Source organism: Shewanella putrefaciens (assembly GCF_016406305.1).
Lineage (GTDB): Bacteria > Pseudomonadota > Gammaproteobacteria > Enterobacterales > Shewanellaceae > Shewanella > Shewanella putrefaciens_C.
Window position 1 is genome coordinate 2,246,540 of sequence record NZ_CP066369.1, and the last position, 20,592, is coordinate 2,267,131.

Below are 20,592 nucleotides of genomic sequence, written 5' to 3' on the forward strand. Positions count from 1 at the left end.
TATTTGGTTAACAAATTAGGTGTTTTTTTACATTGCTCGCGAATTTGCTATTTTCAACGGTCTTTTTGGGTAAAAAATTACAAGATGGCAAACATTTTGCCGACTCAGAAACTGGACTATTTTTCTTCGACCAAGGCGTCAGCGGTAGGCTTAACGTCAGTGCTTTGAGCCTGTGGTTCGAGCCAAGATCTCACAGTGCTAGTTGGATATTTGCCACTCTTTAACGAATCAATTAAATTCTCGGCATAACTGTCGAGTTCTGCCGCCAAACTTTTGTTACCACCGATCAAGGCTAGCATCTTATCCTCAGAATACTTCTGCTGCGTAAGTAGTAAATTAGCCTTGGTCAGCATATAAGTTTTTTCGAGTTCCTGGGTTTGACGATAGGTCGAAGCGAGTCCAAGCAACCAGTTGACGTCGAAATCATCGTATTGGATCGCTGTAAAAACCTTAAGGTAGAGTTGTTGCGCTTTGATGGCATGTCGATTGCTATAATAAGTTGCCACTTGGGCGAGTAGAAAGGGGTCGGTCACTTCGCCGGTGTTTTCAAGCGCTAACAATCGATTCAATGCCGCGGTATCGCCAAAACGCGTCCATTGATAATAGGACATAAAGGGATCTTGCCGTTCGCGCGTCTGTTCTTGCAACAAGCTTAAATTCTGAGTACTGAGCCTAAATGCCCTGGCTCTGTCGGCGGTGCGATTCGTGTGGATGATATGTTGTACTCCCGAGGCCAATTCAATACAGCGACTGTAGTCTTCAAGATAAGTGAGTTGCAGATAAAGCTGCTTTCCTGTGGGATTAGGAGTGTCCTTTAAATCGAAGCGGTTCTGAATGAGCTTGGTTTTCTCCGGCATACACCAGCCATCTTTATGCAGATCGGCACAAATTTCAGGATTATTTTTACAAATCGTTGTGATATTTCGACCATTATCACAACCGAAAAGACCGAAAAAGCTTATCCCGAGCATAAATGATGTAATTATTACTAGATTTTGTCTCAAAATACTCTCCAATTGATATTTTTTCTAATAAAATTACAGATTTACGGGAAATATCTTACTGGCAAGAAAGCTCGCTTTTCATTACAATGGCGCCGACCAAAACCGGGTTTTCCCTAAAACCTATATAAGATTATTGGTCTTTTCGTCATGTTACTCAAACCTTTCAGTACATTTTATTGAAAAGTGAGATAAAGGATCTGTAAATGAGCGCTGATAAACACCTACAAAGTTGGCAAGAACGTTTTGAAATGGCAGAGGCGATGCAGCCTTTGTTGGGCAAGTTATACCGTAACCAAGGCGTTGAAGTGGTGGTTTATGGTAAGCCGCTACTCAATGCTTCTACTATTGAAATCATTAAAGCGCACCGTTTAGTTCGTCGCCATGTGGGCGAAAAATTACGTTTACGCGAGAGTTTCCCCTTCGTTCAAGCATTAAGCAAACTCGCCGTTAAACAATGCAAAGTGGATATTGGTAAGCTTGCCGTTAACTATTGGCGCGACCATACCGATACCAGCGAAATCGAAAACTATATGGCAAAGTCTCTGGCAGATGCCATAGATCATGCCGATGATATCGCTCCACGTGATGTTGTACTTTATGGTTTTGGTCGTATCGGCCGTTTATTAGCGCGTTTATTGATTGAACGCACAGGTCGCAGCAATAAGTTAAGATTGCGCGCTATCGTGTTACGTGGCGGTAAGAAAGGCGATTTAGAAAAACGCGCCAGTTTGTTACGCCGTGATTCTGTCCATGGCCCATTCAATGGCTCGGTAGAAGTCGACGAAGAAAACAACGCCATTATAGCCAACGGCACTTATATCCAAGTCATTTATGCTAATTCACCCGATGAAGTGGATTACACTAAATATGGTATTAACGATGCTTTAGTCGTCGATAACACAGGTATTTGGAAGGATGAAGCGGGTCTTGGTTTACACCTTAAGAGCCCAGGTGCTAGCAAAGTATTGCTAACAGCTCCGGCAAAAGGCGCAATTAAGAACATCGTTTACGGTGTGAACGAAGGTGATATCACACCTGAAGATATTATCGTTTCTGCGGCGAGCTGTACTACTAACGCTATTACGCCAGTGCTGAAAGCGGTAAATGATAAGTATGGCATCGAGAATGGTCACGTAGAAACTATCCACTCTTATACCAACGATCAAAATCTTATCGACAACTACCACAGCGCCGACCGCCGCGGCCGCAGTGCACCATTGAACATGGTGATCACTGAAACGGGCGCTGCGAAAGCCGTTGCTAAAGCGTTACCTGTTTTAGCAGGCAAGTTGACCGGTAATGCGATTCGTGTACCAACACCGAACGTCTCTATGGCGATTATCAGCATGAATCTGAATGCTGAAACCAATAAAGATGAACTGAACGAGTACCTCAAAGATATCGCGCTACAATCACCGCTACAAAATCAAATCGATTACACCGACTCTACTGAGATTGTATCGAGCGATTTAGTGGGTTCTCGCTACGCGGGTGTGGTTGATTCGCAAGCTACTATCGCTGAAGGTAAGCGTGCGATCCTGTACGTGTGGTATGACAACGAGTTTGGCTACAGTTGCCAAGTGGTTGGCGTCATGCAAACCATGTTAGGGTTAACGACGCTTTCTCTACCTGCATAAGATATTTGTGTAAAAGCAAAATCGCTAAATAAAGCGCCCAATAGGGCGCTTTTTGTTTTGACTATTTTGTGGCTGATGGTGGTTTATTGGGCAAACGATGCGGGTAAGATCATTTTTTAAAAATTGTTGATTGACTCTGAGATCTAAATCGGTAGAATGCCAATCCGCAGTCAGGGAAAGCGATTAGATTATTTCTTTGAAGCTAAACAGTAAGTTTAAGCTGGCACAAAACGCGACATTAGCTCAGTTGGTAGAGCGATACCTTGCCAAGGTATAGGTCATCGGTTCGAACCCGATATGTCGCTCCAAGTTTCAATGCTTGGTAGATTGGCGCGATGGCAGAATGGCTATGCTGCGGATTGCAAATCCGTCGATCTCGGTTCGACTCCGGGTCGCGCCTCCATAGATTAAAGTGTTAATGACACGATTCCCGTCGTTAATGCACAGAGTTTGCCCGAGTGGTGGAATCGGTAGACACAAGGGATTTAAAATCCCTCGCTGGTAACAGCGTGCCAGTTCAAGTCTGGCCTCGGGTACCATAATTAAAAAGGCCTAACTTAATCGTTAGGCCTTTTTGCTTTGTCTGTGTTATTCCCATCGCTCCTACAATCATTGCTGTCATCTAATTGTGATCTAGGCAGTAAAAATCATATTTATAAAATATTTCATCATCCTGACTAAGAATGCCTCATTTATTTGCCACTTATGTTGATAAATCTATAATAGTGAAACAATTTCCTTAAGATCGGGGATAAGGAGCTATTACCCCTCCGAAGAGAGTGGTATAAATAAGCCAAAATTTCCCTACACGCGAATATTTAGGATAAGTAGTCATGATTTTCTCTCAGGTAGTACTTGCACCCGCCGATCCCATCCTTGGTTTAACTGATACTTTTAAGGCTGATCCCCGCCAAGATAAAGTCAACCTCGGTGTAGGGATTTATAAGGACGAAGCAGGACAGACCCCCGTATTACAGTCTGTTAAAAAGGCTGAGGCGCTGTTGCTCGAGCAAGAGAAGACAAAAAACTACTTAGGGATTGAAGGCGTACAAGCCTATAACCGCGTAGTACAAGAACTGTTGTTTGGTGCAGGCAGTGCGCTTTCCACATCGGGTCGTGCCGCAACGGCTCAGGCGCCAGGTGGTACAGGAGCATTACGTATCGCGGCCGAGTTTTTACTGCGTAACACGCCATCCCGTACTGTGTGGGTGAGTAATCCCACTTGGGCAAACCATCAAAATATCTTTGAAACCGCCGGATTAACTGTCAAAGAATACGGCTATTACAATGCCAGTGCCCATGATATCGATTTTGATGCCATGATGACGGATCTTGCCGGTGCCGAAGCGGGCGATATCATTCTGCTGCATGGTTGCTGCCATAATCCAACGGGTATCGATTTAACGCTGGCGCAGTGGGACAGCGTTGCAAAGCTTTGTGCCGATAAAAAACTGGTTCCATTATTTGATTTTGCATATCAAGGATTTGGTAGTGGAATTGAAGAGGATGCAGCAGGTTTACGTTTAGTCGCATCTAAAGTGCCTGAGCTATTAGTGGCGAACTCATTTTCTAAAAACTTTGGTTTGTATAATGAACGTATCGGCGCCGTGACTGTGGTTGCTGCGGATGCAGATGCTGCGGTACGCGCCTTTAGCCAAGTGAAGCGCACTATTCGTGCAAACTACTCAAACCCGCCCGCCCACGGCGCCTTGATCGTCAGCACCATTCTGGGTGATGCAACACTAAAAGCCATGTGGGTACAAGAAGTAACAGAGATGCGTGAGCGTATTGCCGAAATGCGCACATTATTTGTCGAGAGTTTGAAGGCAGAAGGGGTTACACAGGACTTTAGCTTTATTTCCCGTCAAAATGGCATGTTCAGTTTCTCGGGTTTAAATAAAGCCCAGGTTGCACGCCTAAAGGATGAATTTGGTGTCTATATTGTGGGATCTGGCCGCATCAGTGTCGCGGGCATGACTAAAACCAATATGCCAGTGATCTGCAAGGCGATTGCACAAGTGCTTTAAGCCATCGCCATGGTGATGTTCGCCATAACAACAAAAAGGACAGCCTAGGCTGTCCTTTTCATTTTGCTTACTTTACGTTTTTGCCTTTCATGTTTTTGAAGATGAATTAACAGGCGAGGGATTGTAAGCCTAAATCCGATTTTATTCGCAGCACAGCACTGAGTGCATCCCTCAGTCCCGCTTGATCATGCAGGTTAGGATTATGTCTGTTTTTGAGTGGGAAATAGTTAACTAACGTGTCTAAACGAACCTGCTCACCGTGGCGCAGCACTTTAGTGATCACTGGCTTTCCAATCACCTGATGGCACCAAGCGATGCGTTGTTCAAGACTAAATTGAGCCGCTGGGGATGATTCATCATCGAGGTTATCAATAAAGATCACCGGCGCTTTAGATGCCGCCACACTTTTGGCAAAACGGGGCAATAGGAGCGGAGGCATAATACTGGTCAAGAAACTCCCTGGGCCTAAGATGATCAGATCGGCTTGGCGAATTGATTCACAGGCTTCAAAAGTGGCATCGACCTGTGGTTCAAGGCACAGTGCAATCGGGGCTTCGGCCATTTTATCGACATTCACTTCACCAAAAACCTTGCTACCACATGCCTGAAGGGCGACCAAGTGAGTAGGTTGCTCCGACATAGGTATAAGCCGTGTCTCTATTTTCAAAAGATTTCGAATAATATCCACTGCCTCGAGTGGCCTAACGCAGAGTTGATCCAGCGCCAGCAGCATGAGGTTTCCTAGATTATGGCCACTCAACTCAGTGTCACCTTGGAAGCGATATTCAAACAGTTGTGAGCCGACAGAAGGGCGATAAGCGAGGTGTGATAGACAATTGCGAAGATCGCCCCAGGCAATACAATCCTGCTGCGCCCTTAATCTGCCCGTTGAGCCACCGTTATCCGTTGTGGCGACAATACCAGTAAGGCGCTTACCTAGAAAGTCGAGTGATGAGAGGACTCGGCCTAAACCATGGCCTCCACCGATGGCGACGACATTATTGTACTGATTTAAGAGCTGATGCTGCATATGGGTTGTTCCTTCCTGAATACCCGATAAAATCTTGGCCTGTCCATTCGTAAAACCTAAATTACACTATTTGAACTGAATTTAGGTGGGTACGGTTCCAATCTATAACCATCTTAATGTATTCAATGGTTATGTCGGCGATGGGAACCTTAGTATAAAAGCTCAGTCAAAAGCATGCACTAAAAATTCGACTTTAATATTGCGCCTATGGGAGCTTGCACTTGTTTTAGCGCTAACGACAAGCTTGCCATACATCCGCTTGATGTCACATAGGAATATTGGCTCAAGATCAGTTGATTTCGTAAAATCCAAGATATGGCATATAATCTGGCGTTTATTTTGCCAATACAAACTGAGAGAACAAAGGTGGCTTATTGAAAACGGGTAGAATTGGTTCATTTACACTGGCGTTAGCCATGGTGATATTAGCAATATTTTCGCTGAGAATTTGGCTCATCCCAACTGCAGATGAGCCCGTTTCCGTTGTGGCCCAATTGGAAAACTCCGTCGATCCTGTGACTCAAGTACCTGACTTCTCAGCTATAAACGACATCACGCAAAAGAAGAAAGCATTTTTCGATTTCCTAAGACCCATTATTCAACAACAAAATGCCATTATTGCTACTGAGCGTGATTTTGTCAGCGACATGGGCAAGCTGATTGAGAATGGTGAAAGTCTATCGGAAACACAGCTAGCGCAGCTCAATCAACTTTTTGATAAATATCAGTATGCCGCGCGAAATATTGACACTAAGTCCCTGAACAGCCTGCTTAAACGTGTTGATATAGTGCCAGAATCTATGGTGCTTATTCAGGCTGCAAATGAATCTGGCTGGGGAAGTTCACGTTTCGCTCGGGAGGGTTTTAATTTCTTCGGAGAATGGTGCTTTAGTGAGGGTTGTGGGATTGTGCCATCTTCCCGCGGCTCAGGAAAAGTCCACGAAGTCAAAGTCTTCCCTTCAGTAGATGCCTCAGTGGCATCGTATATGCGCAATTTAAATGCGAATACGGCCTACACATTGTTTCGCTCTATTCGCGCCGACTTACGGTCGCAGGAACTCGAGCCTACCGCAGATCAATTAATTTATGGATTGGTGAATTATTCTGAAAGGCAAGAAGCTTATATCGATGAATTACTCGATATGTTACGTCACAATGAAAAATATTTGGTGAAGCTTGATGTATAAAAAATGCTTATTAGCAGGGTTATGTTTATGGACGTCTATGGCTCATTCAGCAACCATATCCCTTGAATATAAAGGTTTCTACGATAGATTAAAGCAAGTTAATAAGGGCGGTTATCAACTCGTCGAAGTGGCATTCAGTGTGCCTATGCAGCCTAATTGCTTTATACAAAGCGGTACTATTTCAAGTGAAAAAACTTCAACGCCATTAACTTATACCTCGGCTCAGCGATTATTTATCCCCTTCGATGATGCTTTAAAGGACCAGCGGGCCTTAATTAATCTGAATTTTGCGGGCAGTGCCGAGGGTTGCGCCATTGCGATGCAGGTCCGTGCTAAGCGAACCCTAACAGAGTACGATAAAGCGCAGTTGCAGCAACTAGTTGATGAAATGGATAATTTGCTTGGGACCATGCAAGGATTCCCCATGCGCTATTTTAGGGAGCCAATTGCAGGACTGAATTTTGAGTTTAGCCCAGAGCAAGACATTAGCGTCAGTGTTGATGGGCGTGAGCAACACATCAAAGGCAGTTTTAAATTAACCGCCGCAGAGCTTGATTCAGTGAATTCATTAGGTTTCAGCCACCCCCCCGCGATATTAAGCCCCTGGGTGAAATAACGCTTTAAGAAACAAAAAGTTTAGCACAATAAAAATGCCCACATTTGTGGGCATTTTTATTGTTAGCCTAGGGCATTAAACCTCATAGACATTGACAATATCGATACGCTTAACCGCATCTAAATCAATATGACCATTATTGGCAATATCGAGAAAATCGAAGGCGGGTAAGTCGGCCTCGGCTACATCCCCTTTCATCGGTGCATTGGGGTCGCGTTTGAGCGAGATAAAGTCAAATTGCTCACGGTCAACACCTTGGGATGGAGCGGTATTTTGCATGGCGGTAAAAATGGTTTCAATACGTCCTGGATATTGTCTATCCCATTGGTTAAGCATATCTTTAACGGCTTGACGCTTTAAGTTTTCCTGTGAGCCACATAGGTTACAGGGAATAATAGGGAACTGCTTTAACTCGGCATATTCCTCTAAATCCTTTTCGCGGCAATAGGCTAAAGGACGAATAACCACATTGGCCCCATCATCCGACAGCAGTTTAGGTGGCATGGCTTTCATCTTGCCGCCGAAGAACATGTTTAAGAACAAGGTCTCGATAATATCGTCCCTGTGATGGCCTAGGGCAATTTTTGTCGCGCCGATACGTTGGGCAAAGCCGTAGAGCGTTCCGCGGCGTAGGCGAGAGCACAGGGAGCAGGTGGTTTTCCCCTCGGGGATTTTGTCCTTTACTATCGAGTAAGTGTCTTTCTCGAGAATATGATAGGGGATGTTTAACTTATCCAGATAAGCGGGCAGCACATCTTCGGGGAAACCGGGCTGCTTCTGATCTAAATTCACGGCAATAATTTCAAACTGAATGGGCGCGCGTTGCTGTAGATTCATCAGAATATCGAGCATGGCATAGCTGTCTTTACCGCCACTGAGGCAGCACATGACACGATCACCATCTTCGATCATATTGTAATCGGCGATGGCGCTACCCACTTCACGACGCAGACGCTTTTGCAATTTATTCAGACGGGTAGTTTGTTTTTTTGATAATTCTTCAGACATTTGACTCGCCATAACTTCAGACATAGCTTCCAACATAAAAAAGCGCCCAGTAACAGAGTTTCAGGGCGCGTATTATTCCAGCTATCTTAGGCGGGGTAAAGAGCGGAGTGCTTTAAGCCTCTTCTAAGGGGGATTTATAACCATCAGGCTTAATCGCTAATAAATCGCAATTAATGCTATCAATCACATGCTCTGCGGTATTGCCAATTAATGCCGCAGAGAACCCAGTGCGGCCTACAGTGCCTAAGATCACAAGCTCTGCATCTAATTGCTCGGCTAATTCAGGAATAACATCCTCTGGTAAGCCTTCTTTTACATGGCAACGATTTTCATCAATGCCATAAGCCTTCGCAAGGTAATTGACACGTTGTTCATGTTGCACGCGAATAGTGTCATTGTAGGTTTGCGCATCAAAATCGGGCAATTCAATCGCCAAGTTAATCGGCGTTCCCGGATAACCATTGACTAAATGGACTTCGGCTGCAAATTTAAGGGCTAAATCCTTTGCATGCTCGATAATTTTACCGTTAAGCATTTGATGATCTGTATCTTCGGTTGCCACGTTGACGGCACAAAGAATTTTACCCGCATCAGGCCAATCATGGTCCTTGACCATTAATACCGGCACTGGGGCTTTACGCATTAAATGCCAATCGGTTGGGGTGAAGATCACCGCCTTAAGTTTGTCATGGGCGTGGGTTCCCTTAACAATCAAATCGTATTGACCTGCAATCGCATGGTTAATAATGCTTTCGAAGGGACGATTATGCCAAATGACTTGGGTGTCGATACTGAGTTGTAAATGACTATAGGCCGCGAGTAAGTCTTGGATCCATGCTAATCGTTGGTCGATAACCCCTTGACGCATGGCTTCACGTTCCTGATTAGACAGAATCGAGGTCATTTCATAGGAGAAATCAAAAATAGAAAGAAACACAGTCACATGGGCATTAGATTTACTCGCTAAGGTTACGGCGCGAGCGAGGGCAACCTGATTTTCAGTCGTGGGGTCAACGACAACCAGTATTTTTTGATAATCCTTCATAGCATGTTCCTTTAGTCATAGGCTCATCTTTATCATGAGCCTTTGGCAGTTAGCTGTATTGTTCTAGATCAAAAGTCATTTAAAAAACAGTCTCTAACATTCAAGCAGTATAAATATTAACCCACAAGTGTTTTGCCGCAACGTTTGGGATTAACACCATTAAGGGGGCGATTATCTGCGTGAGTTATCTCGCGATTCTGGCGTTTCCGGCTAATAAGTTTAGCTCTTGGTGATCGACTATGGTGATGTATTTGCCTTTCACTTCAATTAAGCCTGATTTTTGGAAACGGCCGAGTAGGCGGCTGATGGTTTCAACGGTAAGCCCAAGATAGTTACCTATATCACCGCGAGTCATAGTTAAACGGAATTCTTTGGGTGAAAAACCACGGTTGCCAAAACGATTCGCAAGATTGCTAATAAATGCGGCGAGGCGTTCCTCGGCATTTTTTTTGCTGAGCAAGAGGATCATTTCTTGATCGCTCATAATTTCATTGCTCATTAGGCGCATAATTTGTTGGCGCAGCTTAGGCATAGTGCCCGAGAGTTCATCGAGAATATTAAAGGGGATTTCACATACCATGGAAGTTTCGAGCGCTTGGGCAAAACTTTGATGCAACTGCGCGTGAATACCATCGAAACCAATGACATCACCCGCCAAATGAAAACCGGTTATCTGCTCATCGCCTTGTTCGGTAATGGTATAGCTTTTGATGGTGCCAGAGCGGATAGCAAAGAGTGATTTTAAGGGATCGCCAGATTTAAAAATCTGCTCGCCTTTCTGGATGGGTTTTTTGCGCTCAATAATATCATCGAGTTGATCGAGTTCATTGGCATTAAGGGTAAAAGGAATGCAAAGGGTACCCATACTGCAGTCGTGACAATGGATTGTGCATCCGCTAGCAGCGGGGCGACGATTTTTATTCTGTTCGATTGTCATGTCGGTTCTCAAGTTAAGCCACTGTTGCCATGTTAAACCAATTCACTCACTTGGGCTAGTTTAGCTGCGCCAGTGCGATATATAAAGTTTGCCCACCGAAGGCGATTAAAAGTAAGCCACTCAATAGTCTAACGGTTTTCTTTTGCACCCAGTTGGCAAGCCGTTTTGCCGCCACGCCAGCACTCAATAATGCGGGTAAGGTACCCAAACCAAAAGCAAGCATGATGAACGCGCCTTGAATTGCAGAGCCAGAAGCCACGGACCAAGTCAGGGTACTATAGACGAGACCGCAGGGGAGCCAGCCCCATATAAAACCGGCCATAACCGCTTGATGTGGATTTTTAATAGGAACAAGGCGTTGAGCTAGGGGTTTTAAATAGTGCCATAGCCATTGACCGACGCGCTCAATTTGCACTATTCCAACCCAAATTTTAGCGATATACAGTCCCGTTGCGATCATCATTAATCCGGCAATGATACGCAGGACAATGAGGTAGATATCCAGTTGAAATAAGTGACCCAGACCTGCCGAGGATGCGCCTACCAAACCACCCGCTAAGGTGTAACTCAAAATTCGCCCAAGGTTGTAACTCAGTAGATACTTGAGCTGATGGGATAAGAGATTACCTGTTTTAGGATGAGGGATTTGGGCTGAAAAAGCGCCCACTAAACCGCCACACATGCCAAAGCAATGGGCTGCGCCCATCAAACCAACAAGAAATGCACCAGTGACATTGTACTCAATCACAAAGGCATGCCTTTTTGCTGATTTTTTATCGCTTGCTGTGCAGCCATTTCATCATGCTGGGCTGCAGTCTGAGTGACGGGTGTCGGTGTTTGGCCGGGTTTATCGGTGTTTTCATCAAACAGAATGGAAACACTTTGACGGTCAAGATCGTCAAATTGTTCTGATTTCACAGCCCAAAAAAATACCATTACCGCGATGGCGACAAAGATCATAGCAATAGGGATAAGCACATAAATAATTTCCATAATGACCTCTTACTATTCTGGTTAAACTTTTAATGATGTTTACACTTTAACCCGCAATAATCTCAGGCTATTACCGACCACGATCAACGAACTTGCCGACATGCCAATCGCGGCAATATAAGGTGCAACGTGGCCAGTGACGGCTAAAGGCAAGATCAGGGCGTTATAACCTAGCGCCCAGGCTAAATTTTGTCTGATAATCTGGGTTGTCAGTTTAGCGACCGCCACGGCTTGGGTGAAGCGCGACAGATGATCCCCGAGTAGGATCAAGTCGGCACTGTTTTTGGCGATAGCGCTGCCGCTGCCCATGGCGACCGACAAATCGGCCCCCGCCAATACTGGCGCATCATTGATTCCATCGCCAAACATGGCTACTTGGGTCGATTTTTGTAACTCGGTAATCAAGGCGAGCTTATCGGCCGGGGTTAAACCGCTGTGCACATCCGCAATGCCTAACTCTTTGGCCAGTTGGTGCACGTGCATCGAGCTATCACCGCTGGCGATACTGACGAGGCAACCCTGTTGTTTTAAGGTCTCCACTGTCACTTTGCTGTCTACACGAATATTGTCTTGAATATCGAAGCAGGCTATCACCTCGGGAGTTTCACCGTTTAAACGGGCCAGCCAAATTTGCTGTAGGGTCAGACTGTTATCTACTTTTGCCCCGGTAAAATGGGCATTGCCAATTCGATACTCAATACCCTCTATTATGCCTTTGATCCCAAAACCCACTTCGTGGTGAACTTGCTCGGCAACAAGACGACTATCCACATAGGGTGCAAACGCATTGGCAATTGGGTGGCGGGAGCCACTTTCAAGTGCTGCGGCAATCGCGAGTGCTTTATCCTGTGCCATATCACCATAGCAGGCTATGTGGCCTAAAGAGAGAGTACCACAGGTAAGGGTGCCGGTTTTATCAAAGACCACATGTTTAATCTGCGGCAGTTTTTCAAATACCCCGGCCTTACGGGTAATGATCCCAAGGCGGGTAAAAATGGCGGTGGCGCAGGTCACCGCCGTTGGGGTTGCTAGCGCTAGGGCGCAGGGGCAGGTCGCCACTAATACCGACAGTGTGACCCAAAAGGCATCCTCGGGGGAAATCTGCAGCCAAACCAAATAGGTGATGGTCGCAATAGTCAGAATAGTCCCCGAGAAATAGCGGGATAATTTATCGGCTAATAGTGCAATTGCAGGTTTTGTATTGGAGGCAAGCTCCTGCAGGCGAATAATTTCGGCCACCAGTTGATCTTGCCCCAGTGCAGTAACTTTGACTTTGATGGGTTGATCGACATTGATGGTGCCCGCGTAAACTTGGCTAGTCACAGGTTTTTCGATCGGCATTTGCTCGCCAGTGAGCATGGCTTCATTGATGCTAGTGTGGCCTTCAATCACTACACCATCGGCGGCTACCATTTCACCGGGTTTCACAAGGATCACATCATCGAGGCGTAACTTTTTGGCGGGAACTTCTTCTTGAGCATTTTCAGTCACTAAATGCGCAGTGAGTGGCACTAACTTATGCAAATTACTGGAGCTGACCGAGGCTTTTTGTCTGGCCTTTTGCTCGAAATACCGTCCGAGTAACAAAAAGAAAGTAAACATGGACACAGATTCAAAATAGACTTCGCCTGTGCCATTGACGGTAGCAAAACAACTTGCGGTGTAGGCACCACCAATCGCGATGGAGACAGACACATCCATATTGAGTTTGCCGCTAAGCAGGGTGCGAATGGCGCTAAAATAGAAGGGCTGCGCCGAATAGAGCACCACAGGTGTGGCGAAAATCATGCTCACCCAGCGAAAATAGTCCCGATACTGCACGTCAAGATCGGTAAAATAGCCGGTATAGAGGGCGAGGGCGAACATCATTACCTGCATGGTCGCAAAGCCCGCTAAGCCTAAGCGCAGCAAAAATTTGCGACTATTTTGTTTGCTGCTTCGTTCCTGCTCATCCACTTGGTAGGGCGCGGCTTGATAGCCAATGCGACTAATTTGCCCGAGAATATCGCTCAGTTTTACCGCGCGTTTATCCCAACTGATCATCGCCCTTTGGGTGGTGGAGTTAACGAGCACTTGGCTCACGCCCGCGAGCTGTTTCACTTTATGCTCAATCAGCCAAGCACAGGCTGCGCAGGTAATGCCATCGATGGAGAGTGACACAGATTCGATATTGTCCACTGAATGCACAAAGTCTTGCTGCACTTCGGGCAAGTCATAGGCACTAAATTGCGTTAAGGCTTCGGGGACAAGGGCGGTTTGTTTACTGCCAGGTTCGGTGCGAAATTTGTAGTAGCTCAGTAAACCTGCATCGACAATGGCTTGGGAAACCGCCTGACAACCCGGGCAACACATCAGTTCATCACGATCATTAATGCGAGTCACAAACTGTGTGCCCGTGAGTACGGGCTCATTACAGTGGAAACAACTTGGATGTGTCATAGCCATTCTTATTCAACTACAATCAATTCAACCATAACTGGACATTATCTTTTAATTCAACACGTTGATGAATACGCCATTTGCCATCAAAACCTTCTAGGCGCACTTCCCATGGACCTGTGAGTACATCGGGCAGGGTAATACGGTAGACATGATTCGCATCGGCGGTCACGGTCAGCTTAAGATCTTTGTCTGCCAATGTTGGGTGGTAAAATTCGACTTTCAATGCGGCTTGGTAAGCAGGACCACCGTGTTGAGTCAGCAGCACTTCATGCTGATTCTGCTCGAGTGAAAATTGCATACCTATTTGTTTGGCATACTTCACTTTACTTAAGTCCATATTGATGGCTTTGCCATCTTTATAGTAATCCTCGGCGACTAAGGAGTCTGAGTTTGAGAGGGCAATTTTTAGTGTGGTAAAACTTGCGACGACAGCACATAAGGGAAGAATAATTAAAAACCAAGGCCAGAACTGCTTATACCAGGCTTGTTGTTCGTTCATGTTAAATACCCATTCAAAAAATTTGCGCCATTTTACCGTTAAAAGGCGGTTTTAGCACTTTAAAAAAAAGGCCTCGAAGTCTTCGAGGCCTTAGGGTTACTCATATCTAATTACTTGTTTGACAAGCTATAAACATAAGCTGTGATCACGTGAACTTTCTCTTCACCGAGAACGTCCTTCCACGCTGGCATCACACCTGCGCGGCCATGTTTAATGGTTTCTTCAACCATGCCACGGCTACCGCCATATAACCAAACATCGTCAGTTAAATTAGGTGCACCCATGAGTTTGTTGCCTTTTGCGTCCATACCGTGACACGCAAAACAACCTTTCATAAATGAACCTTGACCAAGAGCAGCGAGTTTCTCGTCATGCTCACGACCGGATAATTTAATAACGTATTCGGCTAAACCCGCAATCTCGCTGTCATCGATTGGCAAACCACCTTTAGGTGGCATCATGCCATGACGACCACCCATGATAGTGGTTTTAATCGTGGCTAAATCGCCACCATATAACCAGTCACCATCGGTCAAGTTAGGGAAACCTTTGCTACCGCGAGCATCAGAGCCATGGCACTGAGCACAGTTTTGCAGGAACAAACGGCCACCCACTTTTAACGCTTCTTGGTTTTTCACTAATTCTTCTAGTGGTGTCGCCAAGTAAGCCGCGAAGATGGGACCATATTTTTCGTTAGCGTGTTTTACTTCTTGATCATACTGAACATAACGGCCTTCTTCCGCTGCTAGCGCAATCGCTGCTGCAGAATCGACTTTGATACCTTGTTCAGTACCAATGCTTTGGTTGGCACTGCTCCAGCCTAATAGGCCTTTGTAGTTACCTAAACCAGGAAATAAGGCTAGATAGATCAAGCCAAACACGATAGTGATATAGAACATATAACTCCACCATTTTGGCAGTGGGTTATTGAGCTCTTCAATACCATCGAAACTGTGCCCCATAGATTCGCCTTCTTTCACATCCGTGGTGTTTTTTGAACACACACGTAGTAATAGAAAACATCCAGCGATCACAATTAACGAGAGTACGCTAATCCAAATACTCCAGAAGCTACTCATCACTTATTCTCTCCTGAGTCCTTCGATTTCTTGCCGATTTCCTCATCGGAAAACACAAGATTAGCCGCTTCATCAAAGGATTTTTGACGACGCGAGCTATATGCCCAAGCAAATATACCGACGAAGGTCAGCATCACAATGATGGTCAAAATGCCTTGTAATGTGCCGTAATCCATATATTGCCTCCTTATTTGAGTGCGTGACCCAAAGACTGAAGATATGCGATCAAGGCTTCCATTTCTGTCTTGCCTTCAACCGCTTTCTGAGCACCTGCGATTTCTTCATCGGTATAAAGATCATTACCTTTGTAACCGCCTTTATGCAGGTCACGCAGAATAGTCATCTTATCGCCAGTCAGTTTGCCGTCTAACTTGTTTTCGGCAAGCCAAGGGAAGGCGGGCATATTCGATTGAGGTACTACCGCACGGGGATCGATTAAGTGAACTTCATGCCACTTATCACTGTAGCGACCGCCAACACGGGCAAGATCTGGACCAGTACGCTTAGAACCCCATTGGAATGGGTGATCCCAAACAGACTCACCGGCAACAGAATAATGACCATAACGCTCAGTTTCAGCACGCAGAGGACGGATCATCTGGCTGTGGCAGTTGTAACAACCTTCACGAACATAGATATCACGGCCTTCAATCTGCAGGGCAGTGTAGGGCTTTAAACCTTCTACAGGTTCAGTGGTATCCTTTTGGAAAATCAACGGTGTGATTTCTACAAGGCTACCGAAACTGATAGCGATAACAGTAAATATCGCTAACAAACCGATGTTTTTTTCAACTATCTCATGATTAAATTTCATCGAGTTTGCTCCTTAAGCCGCTGTTGGTTCAGCCAATGCTGGCAATGAATCTTTAGAGGCTTTCACAGTACGAACGACGTTGTATGCCATGATCAACATACCGGTTAAGAAGAAACAACCGCCGAGGAAACGTACGAAGTAGAAAGGATAAGAAGCTTCCAGACTTTCAACAAAGCTATAAGTCAAAGTACCGTCAGCATTCACTGCGCGCCACATTAGACCTTGCATAACACCCGAAATCCACATAGACACGATGTAAAGCACAGTACCAATAGTCGCTAACCAGAAATGGACGTTGACTAACTTGATGCTATACATACGGCCATGGCCGAACAGTACAGGGATCAAGTGATACAGAGAACCGATAGAGACCATTGCCACCCAGCCTAGCGCGCCGGAGTGAACGTGACCTACAGTCCAATCTGTATAATGAGATAAGGCGTTAACGGTTTTGATTGCCATCATAGGTCCTTCGAAGGTAGACATACCATAGAAAGACAGTGAAACAACCAAGAAACGCAGTACAGGATCAGTACGCAGCTTATGCCAAGCACCAGACAAGGTCATGATACCGTTGATCATACCGCCCCAAGAAGGTGCGAATAGGATCAGTGACATTACCATACCTAAAGACTGAGTCCAGTCAGGTAACGCTGTGTAATGTAAGTGGTGAGGACCAGCCCAAATGTACAGTGCGATCAGTGCCCAAAAGTGCACGATTGACAGACGATATGAGTAAACCGGACGACCCGCTTGCTTAGGTACGAAGTAGTACATCATCCCCAAGAAGCCAGCGGTTAACAAGAAACCTACCGCGTTATGGCCATACCACCACTGCACCATGGCATCGACGGCACCACTATACAGAGAGTATGACTTGAACAGGCTAACGGGTACTGCCATAGAGTTAACTATGTGAAGTACGGCGACTGTGATGATAAATGCACCAAAGAACCAGTTCGCCACATAAATATGCGAAGTCGTTCGTTTGATAATAGTGCCGAAGAACACTATTGCATAGGATACCCACACGATAGTGATGGCAATATCGATAGGCCATTCTAACTCAGCATATTCTTTACCTTGGGTGAAACCCATTGGCAGAGAGATGGCTGCTGACAGAATGATGGCTTGCCATCCCCAAAACGTAAATGCGGCTAACTTAGGTGCAAATAGTCGGGTTTGACAGGTGCGTTGTACGACATAATAGGATGTTGCAAAGAGGGCTGATGTTCCGAACGCGAAGATCACCGCATTGGTGTGTAATGGTCGCAGGCGACTATACGTTAACCAAGGTGTTTCAAAGTTCAGTTGAGGCCAGATTAACTGAGCCGCAATTAATACACCGACTGACATACCAACAATACCCCACAAAACTGTGGTTAAGGCAAATTGGCGGACAATGGTGTAATTGTAATCAGCGCCTGTTGGCTGGGAATGGTTCATCATAATGCTTCCACTGCTTATTACTTTTACTTTTAGTAAAGACGAGCTTTACCTGTTATAAATGACACAAAACTCGCTTCCCTATTAGGGTTGTTGAGCCATGTCAATGCGTTACCCTGCACATTTGTGCTCAAATATGAGGTTTCGCAATGATACTTGAGCTATGTCAAAAAAGATACCAAAGAAGGGGGCTGGAAAGTTGATCTAGATCAACCTACACAATAGAATGTTAACACATTGCATCACAAGGTTAATTTTTGTGCATATCCGTCAGTTTATCCCTTTGTTCATCACCGCATTAGTGCTAAATCTCAGTGCTTGCAATGAAAAAACAGAACAAGCCGCAGAAAAAAAAGTGGAAGATCCCTCACTTTGTGATTTTTCACGGGGTGAATGCATTAAAAGCGTGGCTGGTGTTGAGCTTAAATTCACACTTTCACCTAGTCATGCACCAAGCGAAAAACCATTAACATTGAAGCTATTATCCTCATCTTCCATCCGCGATGTGCAGATCCGCCTCGAGGGAAGAGATATGTTTATGGGGGTTATTCCCGTCAATATTCGTGAACTGACTGAAAAGGCCTATGAGGGCCAGATGATTTATGGTTCTTGCAGCAGTGGATACATGGTCTGGCGAGGATTTGTCAGTTTTACCCTTAATGGCGAACCTAAGGCGGTCACATTCGACTTCCTTGCCGACAGTAACGCCTAATTCTGGGGTAAAGCCTCTGATTTTACCTCTTAGCGTTTATAGGTGACGAATCGATTCATTAAATCCTTGCAGGACTCTATCATCGCAGAACTCTGCAAGGAATTTTAGTGATTATTCTTGAAGATGGACGTGCACTCATCATGATCCTTCCAATTGTCTTTTACGTGAACAAAGACATCAATATTTTGAATAAAGAGCTCCAAGAGATCGGGATCAAAGTGTTTACCCGCGCCTTTACGCATCTCAGTGAGCACATCCTCTAATGGCCATACCGCTTTATAGCATCTGGCATGGGAGAGGGCATCAAACACATCGGCGATTGCGACGATACGAGCAAAGATATGAATTTGATCTTGCTTAAGGCTAGATGGATATCCCGAACCGTCATATTTTTCATGGTGTTGCAGTGCAATAATTGATGCGGCCTTTAAAATAGGGCGCTCGGAGTTCGCCAAGATTTGATGCCCTATGATTGGATGTTGACGCATAACTTTCCACTCATCCTCATCGAGTTTTCCAGGCTTTAGCAATACCGCATCCGGAATAGCAATTTTACCTATGTCATGCATGGGGGATGCGCGGCGTAATAAATCGGCTTCGCTTTCACTTAATCCCGCCAGTAACGCCAGTTGAGAACAATATTCAGCCATTCGCTTAACATGGTTAGCGGCTTCCTTAGAGCGACTTTCGACAACATCGCCTAGACGCAGAATAAGCTCAGATTGAGTATCTTCAACCTCCTGATTTAGCAGTAAGTTCTCAAAGGCAATGCCGACATTAATCGCGAAGATATCGACAAGTTTTTTGTCTAAGTCATCGATTTTATCTATGCCATCCATATAAAGCAGGTTAATCAAACCACTCTTAGTCGGGAAATAACCAATAAAGCAATTATCCTCATAGAGGCAGCGCTTTTGAGTTAATGCACTGCGTAGGAGTTTATCGATATGCTCTGGGAGCACTCTGTCAGAGGGACTGTTTGCAAATTGTCCTGTGCCAGCAAGAATTTCAATTTCCGCCGAGTCGATATGGCCACTGATGGCATCCATCGCATTACAGGTTAAGAGCAAAGTTTCTGAGTCTAAATTGAGCAGTGTTGCGACCTGGGTGAGGAGTCCATCGGCAAACTTATGTAAGGTTCTTAATTCAAATAACCCCGATGTTGCCTCAAGTACACGCTCAAGCCCCATTCGATGATTAAACTGAGTACGTCTTGCTTGCTCGATTTCCATAATATCGCGATAGGACCGCAGGGAAGAGTAAACACTGGTCATCAATTTGCGGGAATCAAGCTCAGATTTTGCTTTATAATCATTGATATCATAATTAACGATGACATCTTCCTCCGGCGCTTGGCCGGGTTGTCCTGTACGTAAGATAAGGCGAATAGTCTTGTTGCGAAGTTCTTCACGGATCCATTTGACTAACTCTAATCCCGCATGATCACTTTCCATCACCACATCGATAAATGCAATTGCAATATCTTGCTCTTGGCTCAATAAGGTTTTTGCTTGCTCAGCACTGTAGGCATTGATGAAGGTGAGGGCACGGCCATCTAACCTGAAACGGGATAGGGCAAGCTTAGTGACGGTGTGAACGTCGGGTTCATCATCCACAACCAGTATCTTCCAAGGGATCCCAACCTCGGTCGTTTCATGGTTTTTTTGACCGGAAAAAAGAGGTTTTTTCTTTGTAAGATCAATCGACATCCGATACCTCAGTAAAGTAGAAATCCAGCGCACTTTATGAGTGTAGTTCAAGCCTTTTAAAGCAGTCGAAAAATTAATCAAGAAAATGGGAGATAGGACCAAAACAGCCTAGTTGATAACTATTATCATTTGTGTATGCTGTTATTTCATCATAGAAGGAGAGAGCAATGGCCGAACGTATTAATTTATCCATCCCGGAGCAAAAACTCGCGCAATTGATCCGCGATGGTCATTTGTGCGCCGCAGACTTTAGTTGCCTTGACAGTGTGTCTAAGCAAAAAGTCTGGCAACTCTGTTTGATTTGTTGCAAAAAGCGCCTGTTTTGTCGCCAATGTACCTTTACGGATTGCACACAAATTAACATCCACATTGATGCCGATAAATAACGTTATCGGCATTTGCGTTTA

At 45.2% G+C, this 20,592-nt stretch carries 20 protein-coding genes and 3 tRNA genes; 9 read left to right on the forward strand and 14 right to left on the reverse strand.

Features of this window, described 5'->3' with window-relative positions; translation table 11 throughout:
- Positions 1-116 precede the first annotated feature (116 nt).
- Complete coding sequence (locus tag JFT56_RS09730) at positions 117-1,004, reverse strand: DUF2989 domain-containing protein (RefSeq protein WP_198783410.1); 888 nt, start codon at positions 1,002-1,004, stop codon at positions 117-119.
- Between the two features lie 203 nt (positions 1,005-1,207).
- Here JFT56_RS09730 and JFT56_RS09735 point away from each other — a divergent pair, with 203 nt between their 5' ends.
- The 5 genes from JFT56_RS09735 (at position 1,208) to JFT56_RS09755 (ending at position 4,668) form a co-directional block, all read left to right on the forward strand.
- Entirely contained in the window at positions 1,208-2,641 is a 1,434-nt protein-coding gene (locus JFT56_RS09735) for a glyceraldehyde-3-phosphate dehydrogenase (protein WP_198783411.1), read from the forward strand.
- Between the two features lie 232 nt (positions 2,642-2,873).
- A tRNA-Gly gene (locus JFT56_RS09740) sits at positions 2,874-2,949 on the forward strand.
- Positions 2,950-2,970: 21 nt separating this feature from the next.
- Positions 2,971-3,044: transfer RNA gene (locus tag JFT56_RS09745), tRNA-Cys, on the forward strand.
- A 49-nt stretch (positions 3,045-3,093) separates the two neighbouring features.
- A tRNA-Leu gene (locus tag JFT56_RS09750) sits at positions 3,094-3,180 on the forward strand.
- Positions 3,181-3,474: 294 nt separating this feature from the next.
- Positions 3,475-4,668, forward strand: a complete 1,194-nt coding sequence (locus tag JFT56_RS09755) for an amino acid aminotransferase (protein ID WP_198783412.1) — start codon at positions 3,475-3,477, stop codon at positions 4,666-4,668.
- Positions 4,669-4,774: 106 nt separating this feature from the next.
- Here JFT56_RS09755 and JFT56_RS09760 read toward each other — a convergent pair whose 3' ends face one another.
- A complete protein-coding gene (locus JFT56_RS09760; RefSeq protein WP_198783413.1) occupies positions 4,775-5,698 on the reverse strand; it encodes a YvcK family protein in 924 nt (307 codons plus the stop codon).
- 374 nt (positions 5,699-6,072) lie between these two features.
- Here JFT56_RS09760 and JFT56_RS09765 point away from each other — a divergent pair, with 374 nt between their 5' ends.
- A complete protein-coding gene (locus JFT56_RS09765) occupies positions 6,073-6,885 on the forward strand; it encodes a glucosaminidase domain-containing protein (protein WP_198783414.1) in 813 nt (270 codons plus the stop codon).
- Complete coding sequence (locus JFT56_RS09770) at positions 6,878-7,501, forward strand: DUF2987 domain-containing protein (protein ID WP_198783415.1); 624 nt, start codon at positions 6,878-6,880, stop codon at positions 7,499-7,501. The genes JFT56_RS09765 and JFT56_RS09770 overlap by 8 nt, the downstream gene beginning before the upstream one ends.
- Positions 7,502-7,576: 75 nt before the next feature.
- Here JFT56_RS09770 and ttcA read toward each other — a convergent pair whose 3' ends face one another.
- The 11 genes from ttcA to ccoN form a co-directional block, all read right to left on the reverse strand.
- Positions 7,577-8,545 (reverse strand): tRNA 2-thiocytidine(32) synthetase TtcA, encoded by a 969-nt coding sequence (gene ttcA, locus JFT56_RS09775; protein ID WP_198783416.1) that lies wholly within the window; start codon positions 8,543-8,545, stop codon positions 7,577-7,579.
- 76 nt (positions 8,546-8,621) lie between these two features.
- The gene (gene uspE, locus JFT56_RS09780; RefSeq protein ID WP_198783417.1) at positions 8,622-9,554 is read right to left on the reverse strand and encodes a universal stress protein UspE; all 933 of its coding nucleotides are present in this window, start codon (positions 9,552-9,554) and stop codon (positions 8,622-8,624) included.
- Positions 9,555-9,738: 184 nt separating this feature from the next.
- Complete coding sequence (etrA, locus tag JFT56_RS09785) at positions 9,739-10,491, reverse strand: electron transport transcriptional regulator EtrA (RefSeq protein WP_198783418.1); 753 nt, start codon at positions 10,489-10,491, stop codon at positions 9,739-9,741.
- Positions 10,492-10,546: 55 nt separating this feature from the next.
- A complete protein-coding gene (locus JFT56_RS09790) occupies positions 10,547-11,239 on the reverse strand; it encodes a sulfite exporter TauE/SafE family protein (protein ID WP_198783419.1) in 693 nt (230 codons plus the stop codon).
- Positions 11,236-11,484 carry a cbb3-type cytochrome oxidase assembly protein CcoS gene (gene ccoS / locus JFT56_RS09795; protein WP_198783420.1) on the reverse strand — a complete coding sequence of 83 codons (249 nt, stop codon included), beginning with the start codon at positions 11,482-11,484 and terminating at the stop codon, positions 11,236-11,238. Before ccoS ends, JFT56_RS09790 begins: the two co-directional genes overlap by 4 nt.
- A gap of 39 nt (positions 11,485-11,523) precedes the next feature.
- Positions 11,524-13,923 (reverse strand): heavy metal translocating P-type ATPase, encoded by a 2,400-nt coding sequence (locus JFT56_RS09800; protein WP_198783421.1) that lies wholly within the window; start codon positions 13,921-13,923, stop codon positions 11,524-11,526.
- A 22-nt stretch (positions 13,924-13,945) separates the two neighbouring features.
- A complete protein-coding gene (locus JFT56_RS09805) occupies positions 13,946-14,425 on the reverse strand; it encodes a FixH family protein (protein ID WP_198783422.1) in 480 nt (159 codons plus the stop codon).
- A 110-nt stretch (positions 14,426-14,535) separates the two neighbouring features.
- Positions 14,536-15,504: a cytochrome-c oxidase, cbb3-type subunit III gene (gene ccoP, locus JFT56_RS09810; protein ID WP_198783423.1), complete on the reverse strand. Its 969-nt coding sequence runs from the start codon at positions 15,502-15,504 to the stop codon at positions 14,536-14,538.
- On the reverse strand, positions 15,504-15,680 hold the full coding sequence (locus JFT56_RS09815; RefSeq protein WP_198783424.1) for a cbb3-type cytochrome oxidase subunit 3: 177 nt from the start codon (positions 15,678-15,680) through the stop codon (positions 15,504-15,506). The genes ccoP and JFT56_RS09815 overlap by 1 nt, the downstream gene beginning before the upstream one ends.
- Before the next feature lie 11 nt (positions 15,681-15,691).
- A complete protein-coding gene (gene ccoO / locus JFT56_RS09820) occupies positions 15,692-16,318 on the reverse strand; it encodes a cytochrome-c oxidase, cbb3-type subunit II (RefSeq protein ID WP_198783425.1) in 627 nt (208 codons plus the stop codon).
- A gap of 12 nt (positions 16,319-16,330) precedes the next feature.
- Positions 16,331-17,767, reverse strand: coding sequence for a cytochrome-c oxidase, cbb3-type subunit I (gene ccoN / locus JFT56_RS09825; protein WP_198783426.1), 1,437 nt, complete (start codon positions 17,765-17,767; stop codon positions 16,331-16,333).
- 223 nt (positions 17,768-17,990) lie between these two features.
- Between ccoN and JFT56_RS09830 the strand changes: the two genes are divergently transcribed.
- On the forward strand, positions 17,991-18,476 hold the full coding sequence (locus JFT56_RS09830) for a hypothetical protein (RefSeq protein ID WP_198783427.1): 486 nt from the start codon (positions 17,991-17,993) through the stop codon (positions 18,474-18,476).
- 104 nt (positions 18,477-18,580) lie between these two features.
- Here JFT56_RS09830 and JFT56_RS09835 read toward each other — a convergent pair whose 3' ends face one another.
- The gene (locus JFT56_RS09835) at positions 18,581-20,185 is read right to left on the reverse strand and encodes a DUF3369 domain-containing protein (RefSeq protein WP_198783428.1); all 1,605 of its coding nucleotides are present in this window, start codon (positions 20,183-20,185) and stop codon (positions 18,581-18,583) included.
- Between the two features lie 167 nt (positions 20,186-20,352).
- On the opposite strand from JFT56_RS09835, the gene JFT56_RS09840 reads away from it, so the two are divergent.
- Entirely contained in the window at positions 20,353-20,571 is a 219-nt protein-coding gene (locus tag JFT56_RS09840) for a hypothetical protein (protein ID WP_198783429.1), read from the forward strand.
- Positions 20,572-20,592: the final 21 nt, after the last annotated feature.